This is a genomic window from Paenibacillus sp. JL3B1040 (genome assembly GCF_057063165.1).
Map to the genome: position 1 here is coordinate 3,383,236 of NZ_CM169317.1, position 12,291 is coordinate 3,395,526.

Below are 12,291 nucleotides of genomic sequence, written 5' to 3' on the forward strand. Positions count from 1 at the left end.
GGCTCTTCCTTCTCCTCGTCCCGCATTTAGGAGGATACGGATTGACGGACGATTTCCAGGGCGAATTTCGCGGTCTTGACGATATCGTCCTTTTTGATTCTTTCGCTTGTCGTATGGATGTCCTCATAGCCGATGGCCAAATTCACGGTTGGGATCCCCAGGCTGTTGAATACGTTCGCGTCGCTGCCGCCGCCGGTCGTAAACGTCGTACCCGCCAGTCCGAGCGCACCCGCCGCTTGCTTGGCGATCCGCAATACGGGAGCCTCTTCCGGAATGTGGAAGGCACGGTACAGCACCTCGCTGCGGAATTCCCCTTTCGCCCCAAAATCGCGGCAAGCGGATTCCACCGCTTCCTTCATTTCCTGCAGTTGCTTGTCGACCTTCTCCTGGGACATGCTGCGCGCCTCGCCGTATAAAGTAACGTGGTCGGGGACGATGTTGGTCGCACCGCCGCCTTCGAATTTGCCGATGTTCGCCGTCGTCTCGTGGTCGATCCGCCCCAGGTTCATCCGGGCCAACGCTTTGCCGGCCACCTGAATCGCGCTGATTCCATCCTCCGGATTTACCCCGGCATGGGCGGCTTTGCCGTAAATCTCGATTTCGACGCGAGCTTGCGTAGGTGCGCCGACGCAGATCGTGCCCACTTCGCCGTCGGTATCGATCGCAAATCCGAACTTGGCGTCCACGAACCGCGATTCCAGCGCCCGCGCCCCACGCAGACTGGATTCTTCCCCGACCGAAATAACGAACTGAATTTGACCGTGCGGGATTTGCTCCTCCTGCAAGGTTTGAATCAGTTCCAGCAGCACCGCTACGCCGGCTTTGTCGTCGGCCCCGAGGATCGTCGTGCCGTCGCTGCGGATCCATCCGTCATCGCCGACCACCGGCTTGATCCCTTTGCCCGGCGTCACGGTATCCATATGGCAGGTGAACAGGAAAGGTTCGGCGGACACGCCTTCGCTTGCCTTCAGCGTGGCGATCAGGTTCCCGGCGCCATGTCCCGTTACCGCCTGCGAACCGTCCTCAACGACGTCCAGCCCCAAATCGCTGAATTTGCGTTTCAGCACATCGGCGATCCGGCGCTCGTGTTTCGTTTCGCTGTCGATCTGCACCAGTTCCAAAAATTGTCCGATGACGCGTTCCTCGTGAATCATTGGACTTTCCTCGCTTTCTTCGTTACGATAATAGAAGTGAAAAACAATATACGTTTAAGCAAAAGGAGTTACCGTTATGCGCAAAAATCGGATGAGAATCGTTGTGTTTTTAATGTTGTTCGCCATGATCGCTTCCACGCTGGTCGCTTTCCTGGAGCCTTTCTTCATTCGCTGACCTTCTGCGGGGGCTCTTTAAGTACTTCTTTAAGCTTCGGCCCAAGCCCCCGAACGCTCAAACACCGCGTTAAATTTCGGAACGATGTCCTTCGCGACTTGCTCCACCGTAAACATGCGACCGGTCGCGTCCTCCAGCGACGTCACCCCGTATTCTTGAATTCCGCAAGGAATGATGCCGCGAAACCCTTCCTCCTGAATGCCGGACTTGACGTTAAAGGCGAACCCATGGCTGGTGATGAACCCTTTATGGTGCCTGCTTTTGTTGAATTTCACGCCAATCGCGCAAATTTTCGCGTCGCCGATCCATACCCCGGTATACTCCGGCTTTCGCGAGCCCGTAAGACCAAATTCCGCCAAATAATCGATAATCACCTGCTCCAGTTGGCGCAGGTAACCGTGCAAATCCAGGCTGCGCCCGGCACCCAGTCTAAGCAGCGGATAGCCGACAAGCTGGCCGGGCCCATGGTATGTAATGTCTCCGCCGCGGTCGATTTCGAACACCGCAATGCCCCGTTCCTGCAGTTCTTCCGCACTAAGCAGCAAATGCTCGGGATGGCGCTGGGAGCCGATCGTGTAGGTCGGCGGATGCTGCAGCAGCAGCAGGTGTTCAACCTGCTGCTGCGCATCCATTTCTTTAACGAGTCGTTTCTGCAATTCCCAGGCTTCCCCGTATTCCATCATCGGATAATAGCGTACTGTCAAGCCCTCGTTCATCGCCTAATCGCCTCGATCCTCTCTTGGTTCAATACACCTGCGTATCCAAATTGTAGCTTTCCATATTTTCCTTCACCCGCTGCATAAAGCGGCCGCAAATGACCCCATCTAAGATCCGATGATCCAAGGACAAGCAGAGATTGGCCATCGAACGGACGGCGATCATGTCGTTGATCACGACAGGTCTTTTGACGATCGATTCGAACGTTAAGATGGCGGCTTGCGGATAATTGATGATCGGCTGCGTCAAAATCGAACCAAACGATCCGGTATTGTTCACCGTAAACGTTCCGCCCTGCATGTCGTCCAGCTTCAGCTTGCCGGAACGAACCTTCGTCGCCAGCTCCTCGATTTCCCGCGCCAGGCCGGCGATATTTTTCTGGTCGGCCTTTTTGATAACCGGCGTCAACACCGAATCCTCGGTTCCGACGGCAAGGGAGAGGTTGATATCGCGTTTGACGATGATTTTGTCCACCGCCCACACCGAGTTCATGATCGGATAATCCTTGATCGCACCCACAACCGCCTTCAGCAGGAAGGCCAAGTACGTCAGATTTACGCCTTCCTTCTGCATAAATTCCTGCTTTATCTTGTTGCGCAGCTGCACCAGATTGGTGACGTCGACTTCGATCATCATCCAACCGTGCGGAATCTCCGACACGCTTTGTCGCATCCGGGTAGCAATCGTGTTACGGATGGGAGTCACGTCGATAAAATACTCGGAACGGTCGCCTCCCTCCACTTCGATGGTCGGGATCGGCGGATTTTCCGTCAAATGCAAGCCGGAATGGCGTACCGGGCCAGCGGCGGCGTTCAGCCCTGCCGGAATAGCGTTCGACGCCGCCGGTGCGGGGGACGGCGCTGCCGGCGGCTGGACGGCGGGGGGGACGGACGGCGCTGCGGCTGCGGCTGGTGCCGAGGCGGCTCCTCGGCCGCCCTGCTCGATGTAAGCCAGCACGTCTTTGCGCGTGATTCGTCCGCCGAGCCCCGTCCCGGCGATTTGCCGCAAATCCAGGCCGTGCTGGGCGGCGAGCGTCTGCACCGCCGGCGAATACCGGCTGCGCTGCGGCTCATCGGGCCGGTCGCCCGCGCTTGGCGTCCCCGCTGCCGGATGGGCTGCCGCGACCGCCGGAGCATCTGCCGGTGCGTCGTCGGCATTCGAAGTTTCGATCCGGCAGATCACGGCGCCAACTTCGACCTCCTGCCCTTCCTCGGCCAGCAGTTCGCCCATCACCCCGTCCAAAGTCGAGGGGATTTCCGCATTCACTTTATCCGTAATGACTTCGAGAATCGGTTCGTATTGCTCGACCGGGTCGCCCGGTTTCTTCAGCCACTTTCCGATGGTGGCCGAGACGAGCGATTCGGCGAGCTGGGGCAAATGCACGTCAATCAATGTTTTATTGGATGGCATCGTATACTCACTCCCAATTAATAAAGCGCCAATTGAAGCATCGCTTCTTTGACCTTATCTTTGCTTAGCATAAAGAATTTCTCCATCGGCGGACTGATCGGCATGGCCGGAACGTCCGGGCCGCATAGCCGGGCAATCGGTGCGTCCAGCTCGAACAGGCATTCCTCGGAGATGATGGCCGAGACCTCGGCGCCGATGCCGCCGGTCTTGTTGTCCTCATGGACGATCAGGACCTTGCCCGTCTTGCGGGTCGCTTCCACTATGGCTTCGCGGTCCAACGGCTGGAGCGTACGCAAATCGAGAATATGGGAACTGATCCCCTGCTCCGTAGCCAGCTCTTCCGCGGCTTGCATCGCAAAATGCAGCGGCAGGCTGTAACTGATCACCGTAATGTCGCTGCCTTCCCGAAGCAGGTTCGCTTTGCCGATCGGTACCACATAATCGTCCACCGGTACATCCTCTTTAATCAGCTTGTAGCATTTTTTGTTCTCAAAGAACAACACCGGATCGGGGTCGCGGATCGCCGCCTTCAGCAGGCCTTTGGCGTCATAAGCCGAGTAGGGGGCAACGATCTTCAAGCCCGGCGTACCGAAGAAGATCGATTCCGGACATTGGGAGTGGTACAATCCGCCGAAGATCCCGCCGCCGATCGGAGCCCGAACGACGACAGGGCAATTCCAGTCGTTGTTGGAGCGGTAGCGAATTTTCGCCGCTTCGCTAATAATCTGGTTGGTGGCCGGCAGCATAAAGTCGGAATATTGCATTTCCGCGATCGGCTTCAGCCCATACATCGCCGCACCGATCGCAACTCCGGCGATCGCCGACTCGGCCAGCGGCGTGTCAATGACGCGCATTTCCCCGAACTGCTCCTGCAGGCCTTTCGTCGTCGTGAACACGCCGCCTTTTACGCCAACGTCTTCCCCCATGACAAATACGCGTTCGTCCCGTTCCATTTCTTCTTTCATCGCGAGACGGATCGCGTCGATATACTCCATCACCGGCATAATTATTGCGCCTCCCCTTCGCTGGCATACACATGCAGCAGCGTGTCTTCAGGTTTCGGGAACGGCGCGTTGTCCGCCGCTTCCACCGCTTCCTTCAGCTGTTGATTCACTTCCTTCGACAGCGCCTCGTCCTGCTCCTCGCTCCATAAGCCGGCATCGATCAGGTACGATTTCATTTTCGGGATTCCGTCTTTTTTCCAGTTTTCCTCGACTTCTTCCTTCGTCCGGTACGCCAGGTCGTTATCCGACGTCGAGTGCGGAGACAGCCGGTACATCATCGCTTCGATCAACGTTGGCCCCTCGCCGCGGATGGCGCGTTCCCGCGCTTCCTTCACCACGCGGTACACTTCAAGCGCATCGTTGCCATCGACGCGGATTCCCGGAAAACCGTAGCCTTGGGCCCGGTCGCAAACGCGCCCGCCCAATTGCTTCTTCACCGGAACGGAGATGGCGTATTGGTTGTTTTCGCACATAAAAATCACCGGCAGTTTCTGGACCCCGGCAAAGTTCAAGCCTTCATGAAAATCGCCCTGATTGCTGGAGCCTTCGCCAAACGTGACATAAGAAACGATGTCTTTCTTTTGCATTTTCGCCGCCAAAGCCACGCCCACCGCATGGGGTACCTGGGTCGTCACCGGACTGGAGCCGGTCACGATGCGCAGCCGTTTGCTGCCGAAGTGTCCCGGCATTTGCCGGCCGCCGCTGTTCGGGTCGCCCGCTTTGGCGAACGCCGACAGCATCAACTCGGTCAGCGACATGCCGACCGCCAGCACAAAGCCGTAGTCGCGGTAGTAAGGCAGGAAATAATCGCGCTGCCGATCCAGCGCGAACGCTGCGGCAACCTGCGCCGTCTCCTGTCCGATGCCGGAAACGTGAAAATTGATTTTCCCCGCCCGCTGCAACAGCAGATTGCGCTCGTCGAATTTGCGCGCGACCACCATATATCTGTACATCTCAACGACTTCCGCATCCGTTAATCCGAGCTGCTTATGTCTTGGCTCCGTTTGAACTAAACTTTTGGCATTCATGGGAGTTACCTCCTTCGATTGGGGCTATGCATACCTTAATCTTAACACCAGGTACTAAGACTTGGAATAAGTTTATTATAATCTTTTTGCGTTGAAAAGGAAAATATTCATTTTCCCGTCCGTAACCCTCAAGTGTTTAAGGAGTTTCCGTCCACGGCCAGCGCCGCTTCCCCGACAATTTCCGCCAGCGTCGGGTGGGCGAATACCGCCTGTCCGACTTCCCAAGGCGTTGCATCCAGCACCTGTGCCAGCGCCGTTTGACTAATCAACTCCGTCACATGCGGCCCGATCATCTGCACGCCGAGGATATCGTTCGTCCGGGCATCGGCCACCATTTTGACGAAGCCTTCCGCTTCGCCGTGCACCAACGCCTTGCCGATCGCCGAAAACGGAACCTTGCCGATTTTGACGTCCATGCCCTTGGCCTTGGCCTCTTTGGCAGTGATGCCGACCGAAGCCACCTCCGGACGGGTATACACGCAGCGCGGGACCTGGCTTTCCTGATATCCGTGCGAAGCTTCCCCCGCCAAATGATGTACGGCCGTTAATCCCTCATGACTGGCGGCATGTGCCAGCTGAAGACCGCCGATGCAATCGCCGATGGCATAAATATGCGGTTCGGTTGTCTGCATATGTTCATTTACCCGAATGAAGCCGCGCTCTAACCCGATGTCGGTATTTTCCAGCCCGATATTCTCCACGTTCGCCTCGCGTCCGATCGAAACCAGCAGCTTGTCCGCTTCGAGTCGGATCGATTCGGCCCCGCGCTTTGCCGAAATATGTACCCGGTTATCGCCGATTTCAAGCGACCCGGGATCCACTGAAATCCCGGTCAGGACTTCAATGCCGCGTCGCTGCAGTTGCTTCCGCAATTCGCGGGCCACGTCTTCGTCCTCGGCCGGCAGCAGTTGGTCCGCCGCTTCCGCTAGGGTCACCCGTACGCCAAAATCGTTGAGCAGGGATGCCCACTCCACGCCGATGACGCCGCCCCCCACGATCAGTATCGAGCCGGGAAGTTCGGTTAACTGCAGCGCTTCGTCGCTGCTCAGAATATGGGTACCGTCCGGTTCAAGCCCCGGCAGCGTCCGCGGCCGCGAGCCGGTCGCAATAATCAGATAGGTCGGAACGACCGTTTCCATTTCTCCGTCCGGGAGCTCCACCGCAACCGCCCCGCTTTTCGGCGAGAAGATCGACGGTCCAATCACCCGCCCGGTGCCTTCGATAACGCGGATTTTATGTTTACGCATCAAATATTGGACCCCTTTATGCAGTTGATCCACGATGCTTTGCTTTCTTTCCTGCACTTTGGGATATACCAGCGTGACTCCGTTCGTTTCAATGCCAAAGCTCGCGCTGTCCTTCATTTGTGCGTAGAGCTCGGCGCTGCGCAGCAGCGCTTTGCTTGGTATACAGCCGCGGTGCAGGCAGGTTCCACCCAGCTTGTCCCGCTCGATAATCACGACGTCTTTCCCCAATTGAGCCGCGCGTATGGCCGCGATATACCCGCCCGTACCTCCGCCCAGCACTGCTACATCACAAGTCATTGCCATATCAGATCTCCACCCATTCTATCAAATCAGTCACTTTCCCCTATTTTACCTTGTTTTTCCGTTAATACAAATCAGGGTCGCAAATAGACATCCTTTCGGGAAAAAGGTATGATATTTTTAACAATACATAGGTCAATTTTAAACGAAAGGGCGATTCCATTCATGAAGCTGAAATTATCCCGGTTTATCGCCATCCTATTGCTGGTTATTCCCGGCATAGCGGCGATGATCGGTTTTCTGAAAATAAAAGATTCCCTATTCGATTATATGTCCGCTCACGGCGACGATGCCTTGACCCGCGTGAGCTTCGACTGGTTAAACTTCGTGCTGGGCATCGTGTTATTCGCGGCAGGGGCCGGATTTCTGGGCGGCTGGATCTTCTTTCGGGATCGGAAGCGCAATTACGTCGGACCAAGATTTCGCAAAAAAGACGCGCCTCCCGGCAAAGAACCGGAACCGTCCGCACTGCAGCATGATTAACCTCAGGTTTTCCGATTTACGGGCAAATAATAAACCTCTTTCGCCTAAAAATCTTGGCGGGAGAGGTTTTTTTCGGCTTATTCGTATAAAGCTTCTTTCAGCTTGGTCGACATCCGCGAGCCGTTATGGGAAGAGACGCGAAGCAGCGCTTTGCGCAGTCTGGCATTTTCGGCGGAAACCTGTTCATAACGATCGATTAGTTCCAATATTTGCTGCCGCATTGCTTCCTCCACATCGGCTTGCTCCAGCATTTCCCGATAAGCCGCCGGTTCGATTTCCTTGGACATGTTCGCTCATCCTTTCTCACATTCAAATTATACCATAAGCTCCCGGTGACGGATGTGCGACGTTTCGACCTGAATGGTGAAGTGACCGATATAAGATCGGCAAAAAATAAAAAACGGTCGTATCCCGGTATGCACCGAGAGACCGCCTTTTATCCCATTCTGTATAACTACGCAAGTGAACGACCATCGGCTTGAACTCACCAGTCGTTATCACGTTCATTCGTTTCCTTAGACTTTCACGACACTTTATGCTCGATCCGCAGCTTGTCGGCTACCATGGCGATAAATTCGCTGTTGGTTGGCTTGGATTTGGAAATATTGATAGTATAACCGAAAAGATGGCTGATCGAATCGATGTTGCCGCGCGTCCAAGCGACTTCGATCGCATGGCGGATCGCACGCTCCACGCGGGATGGCGTCGTTTTGAATTTTTCCGCAATGGCCGGATACAACGTTTTGGTGATCGCGCCCAAAATTTCGATGTTGTTGTAAACCATCGTAATCGCTTCGCGCAGATATTGATACCCTTTAATATGCGCCGGAACTCCGATTTCATGAATAATCGAAGTGATATTCGCATCGAGGTTTTTGCCTTTACCCAGCGGTACCACGTTCGATTTCGCAAAGGATGCCGACGGTGCGCTGGTAGTTAAATTTTGTACGCCGACGAGCTGACGGATGCGGTTCGCCAGGACTTCCATGTCAAAAGGCTTCAAGATGTAGTAAGAAGCGCCAAGCTGAACGGCACGCTGCGTGATGTTCTCTTGTCCAAAAGCGGTTAGCATGATGATTTTGGGCTGTGGAGTCAAGTTGAGATCGCGAATGCGCTCAAGTACTCCCAAACCGTCCAGATGAGGCATAATGATGTCCAGGATCAAAACATCCGGAACTTTTGCCGCATGATCGATCATCTCCAGCACTTCTTCCCCATTATAGGCGATTCCCGAGACGACCATATCGTCTTGCTCCGAAATGTATTCCGCAAGCAAATTTGTAAATTCTCGATTATCATCCGCCAACAACACTTCGATTTTCTGCACTGCCTACTTCCTCCTTCAGGTAAATGGATGGGTTATTCTTTGTTTCTCCTCTTCCCAGAATAAGGATTCGACATACAAAAGTAAATTCCTTCTGTCGAAAATTATTTTTATTTATTTTTTTACAGGGTTGAGATATAATAAAATATTTATTTACACAAAGCGATCCCTTTCGGATTCATTCGACAAATGCATACAGGATTCATGCAAGGGTTTGTCGATCCGACGCAACCCGCAAGAAAAAAATCTTAAGGCAGCGTTTAGCTCGCCTTAAGATTTTGCAACGTGCCTCTGTTGCTTTGCAGAATACCGGCATCCTGCAGCATCCATTCGATAAAGCAACCATATCCGGATTTCGGATCGTTGACGAATACATGGGTGACTGCGCCGATTAGCTTCCCGTTCTGGATAATTGGGCTGCCGCTCATGCCTTGAACGATCCCGCCCGTCTTCTCCACCAGACGAGGATCGGTAATCCGAATCACCAGACCTTTGGTTTCAGGTACGTTCTGCTTGGAGACATGAACGATCTCCACCTTGAATCGCTCCACACGTTGACCTTCCACCACCGTTAGGATTTCCGCCGGTCCTTCCTTAACTTCTTCCGCAAAAGCAACAGGGACCGGTTTCTGATATACGCTATGCTCCGGATTTTGCGACATTTTCCCGAAGATCCCGAAATGGGTATTGCGTTCGATATTACCTAAAGTTTTTCCTTCCTTCAGAAAATGAGCCCGCTTCTCCCCCGGTTCTCCGTTTTCGCTTTTGGAGATGGACGTGACGCTGGACTGCAGGATCTGCCCGCTGCCGACCACGATCGGCGTCTGCGTATTCATATCGGTGATAATGTGACCTAACGCCCCATACACGCCATGATCCGGAGCATAGAACGTAAGCGTTCCTACCCCTGCGGCGGAATCACGGATATACAACCCCAGTCTCCAGGCCCGATCCTGCTGATCGTACGCCGGGTTTAAGGAAGTGTTAAACTCCTTGTCGTTCCGCTGATAAGTAATTTTTAGCGGACGCTGATGTTTGCCGGCATCGGCCGCGATATCCGCCACCTCGCGTACATCCTGCAGCTTCGCACCGTTAATGTGGGTGATCAAATCGCCGGCTTGAATTCCCGCCGCTTCGCCGGGAGATACCTTGCCGGTGGCGGTGACAACCTGGTGGTGGCCGACCACTAAGATCCCGGCGGATTTGACTTTCACGCCAATGGTTTGTCCGCCGGGAATCACTTTGAGGTCCGGTATGACATTGACCTTAACGGTCTTTAGAGGAATTTGACCGAATAATTTCATGCGGAGGTTGGCTTCTCCACTCCGAAGCGACGAAAGCTTGAGCGGATTTCCCAAAGATACTTTCATGGAAGGGTTAGCCTGCCCATTTAACATCACAACATCGGGCCGATCCACGCTAACTTCGGCCTGTACGGGCAAAGCTAAAGAAATTTGCGTTCCCTGACCCTGAAACAGGCGCAACTCGTCCGGCAATGCGGGCAGCCGTCCTTCAGCGGCCGACGTGCCGAGAAAACAAAAGAAGAAGGCAAGAAAAAGACCGAGCATTCTATTCCTGAGGTTCGGGTTCAATGGCTGTCACGCTCCCTTAGCTTCTTTCGCTTGACGAAAAGGTGGTCGCCAATTGCGTACCTATAAGATACCCCGGGTCAGGTGTTTTATTACTGTCAATCATTGTGCCGGACTTAAGAAACCATCCTTTTGTGCCTGTGCCAGCTTCAGCATTTCCTGGGCATGGTGCTGGGTTTTCTCCGTGATTTCCACCCCGCCGAGCATGCGGGCCAGTTCATTTACACGTCCCGCTTCATCTAACGGTTCGACGCGGGTCATCGTGCGGCCGTCTTCAACGACTTTCTCGATTAAGTATTGCCGATCGGCCATGCAGGCCACCTGCGGCAAGTGGGTAATGGCGAACACCTGGCACATCGCGGACAATCGCGACAATTTATCGGCGATCGACTGAGCTGCCCGTCCGCTGACGCCGGTATCGACTTCGTCGAAGATCAGCACCGGGACTTGCTCATGCCGGGCAAAAATGCTCTTCAAGGCCAGCATCATCCGCGACAACTCACCGCCGGATGCGATTTTGCTCAGCGGCCGGAGCGGTTCTCCCGGATTCGGCGAAATCAGAAATTCGGCATTATCGATGCCGTGTTTGCCGGGACGAATTCTCTTCCCTTCCCATTCCAAGCCATGAGCATCCTCCATGAATGACAGCTTCACTTGCAAAGTCGTTCTTCCCATCTGCAGGTCCTTAAGCTCCATCTCGATCTGGGCAGCGAGTTCATCGGCCATCCGGCGCCGGACGGCACTTAGCTCGAACGCTTGCTTCATTAGATGCGCCGTCAGTTTCTCCCGCTCCGCCTGCAGTTGTTCCAGCCGCTCATCCTTGTTCTCCAAAACATCCGCTTCCTGACGGATTTTCTCATAATACGCGAGGATGCCTTGAATATCGTCGCCGTATTTGCGGCGCAGGGTAGAGATCAGATTCAGGCGTTCCTCCACCTCCTCAAGCCGCTCGGGATTAAACTCGATCCGTTCACGATAGTTGCGCAGGCCGAAGGATGCGTCCTCCAGTTGATAATAAGCGGATTGCAGCTGCTCCAGAAGGGGGGAGATCCCTTTGCTGTCATAAGCGGCCACTTCGCTCAGCTTCGATACCGCCTTTGCGATTGCCTCAAGTCCTTGGGGACCGTACAGCAGGTCGTAGGCTTTCGAAATGGACTCCATCATTTTCTCGCTATGGGATAGCTTGACCTTTTCCTCCGCAAGCCATTCATCTTCCCCCGGTTTTAACTCGGCCGCGGATATTTCGCCAAGTTGAAAACGGTATAAATCGAGCATTTGCAGCGCTTGCTGGCTCGTATTGCGAAGCTCGTTGTATTCCTTCTCGATCCGCACGAATTCGGCGTACGTCGTCTGGTAAGCGGCCTTCACCGGATCAATCGAATCGGCCCCGTAAGCGTCCAACAACTCCAGATGGCGTTCCGGGCGCAGCAAGGTTTGGTGCTCGTGTTGGCCGTGCAGGTTGATCAATTCGTCGCCGACCTCGCGCAGCATGGACAAATTGACAAGTTGACCGTTAATGCGGGCCGAACTCTTGCCCTGAACGCTTATTTCCCTGCGGATGATCAGCAGTTCGCCGGGATCTCCGGCGATTCCCAATCCTTCCAGAGTCGTCCACACCGGATGTCCCGCGGGCAGATCGAAGGAGGCCTCCATCTCGGCCCTGTCGCTGCCGTAACGGATCAAATCGGCCGAACCCCGGCCGCCGGCAATCAGACCCAGCGCATCAATAATGATCGACTTGCCCGCGCCGGTCTCCCCTGTCAGAACATGAAAGCCGGAACCAAACGAAACGTCCACCGCTTCAACCACCGCGAGATTACGAATGGATAAATGAACCAACATGCGAGGCACCCCTTCCCC

At 54.6% G+C, this 12,291-nt stretch carries 12 protein-coding genes; 2 read left to right on the forward strand and 10 right to left on the reverse strand.

Translation table 11 applies throughout. The features are described 5' to 3' along the window. Nucleotides 1–26: 26 nt before the first annotated feature. On the reverse strand, nt 27–1,154 hold the full coding sequence (locus ACZF99_RS15320) for a M20/M25/M40 family metallo-hydrolase (RefSeq protein ID WP_483605963.1): 1,128 nt from the start codon (nt 1,152–1,154) through the stop codon (nt 27–29). Nucleotides 1,155–1,230: 76 nt separating this feature from the next. On the opposite strand from ACZF99_RS15320, the gene prli42 reads away from it, so the two are divergent. Continuing rightward, complete coding sequence (gene prli42, locus ACZF99_RS15325; RefSeq protein ID WP_483605964.1) at nt 1,231–1,329, forward strand: stressosome-associated protein Prli42; 99 nt, start codon at nt 1,231–1,233, stop codon at nt 1,327–1,329. Nucleotides 1,330–1,358: 29 nt separating this feature from the next. On the opposite strand, the gene lipB is transcribed toward prli42, so the two are convergent. From lipB to lpdA, 5 genes are all read right to left on the reverse strand, one after another. Then, nucleotides 1,359–2,045: a lipoyl(octanoyl) transferase LipB gene (gene lipB / locus ACZF99_RS15330; protein WP_483605965.1), complete on the reverse strand. Its 687-nt coding sequence runs from the start codon at nt 2,043–2,045 to the stop codon at nt 1,359–1,361. Between the two features lie 28 nt (nt 2,046–2,073). Next, nucleotides 2,074–3,456, reverse strand: coding sequence for a dihydrolipoamide acetyltransferase family protein (locus tag ACZF99_RS15335; RefSeq protein WP_483605966.1), 1,383 nt, complete (start codon nt 3,454–3,456; stop codon nt 2,074–2,076). Between the two features lie 17 nt (nt 3,457–3,473). Next, on the reverse strand, nt 3,474–4,460 hold the full coding sequence (locus ACZF99_RS15340) for an alpha-ketoacid dehydrogenase subunit beta (protein WP_483605967.1): 987 nt from the start codon (nt 4,458–4,460) through the stop codon (nt 3,474–3,476). A 2-nt stretch (nt 4,461–4,462) separates the two neighbouring features. After that, nucleotides 4,463–5,488, reverse strand: coding sequence for a thiamine pyrophosphate-dependent dehydrogenase E1 component subunit alpha (locus tag ACZF99_RS15345; protein WP_483605968.1), 1,026 nt, complete (start codon nt 5,486–5,488; stop codon nt 4,463–4,465). A gap of 128 nt (nt 5,489–5,616) precedes the next feature. Then, on the reverse strand, nt 5,617–7,038 hold the full coding sequence (gene lpdA / locus ACZF99_RS15350; protein ID WP_483605969.1) for a dihydrolipoyl dehydrogenase: 1,422 nt from the start codon (nt 7,036–7,038) through the stop codon (nt 5,617–5,619). A 162-nt stretch (nt 7,039–7,200) separates the two neighbouring features. Here lpdA and ACZF99_RS15355 point away from each other — a divergent pair, with 162 nt between their 5' ends. Next, complete coding sequence (locus ACZF99_RS15355; RefSeq protein WP_483605970.1) at nt 7,201–7,518, forward strand: DUF2627 domain-containing protein; 318 nt, start codon at nt 7,201–7,203, stop codon at nt 7,516–7,518. A 77-nt stretch (nt 7,519–7,595) separates the two neighbouring features. Here ACZF99_RS15355 and ACZF99_RS15360 read toward each other — a convergent pair whose 3' ends face one another. From ACZF99_RS15360 to recN, 4 genes are all read right to left on the reverse strand, one after another. Next, complete coding sequence (locus ACZF99_RS15360) at nt 7,596–7,805, reverse strand: hypothetical protein (RefSeq protein ID WP_483605971.1); 210 nt, start codon at nt 7,803–7,805, stop codon at nt 7,596–7,598. Between the two features lie 236 nt (nt 7,806–8,041). Continuing rightward, entirely contained in the window at nt 8,042–8,845 is an 804-nt protein-coding gene (gene spo0A, locus ACZF99_RS15365) for a sporulation transcription factor Spo0A (RefSeq protein WP_483605972.1), read from the reverse strand. Between the two features lie 257 nt (nt 8,846–9,102). Then, entirely contained in the window at nt 9,103–10,434 is a 1,332-nt protein-coding gene (gene spoIVB, locus ACZF99_RS15370) for a SpoIVB peptidase (protein ID WP_483605973.1), read from the reverse strand. 99 nt (nt 10,435–10,533) lie between these two features. After that, on the reverse strand, nt 10,534–12,273 hold the full coding sequence (recN, locus tag ACZF99_RS15375) for a DNA repair protein RecN (protein ID WP_483605974.1): 1,740 nt from the start codon (nt 12,271–12,273) through the stop codon (nt 10,534–10,536). Nucleotides 12,274–12,291 lie beyond the last annotated feature (18 nt).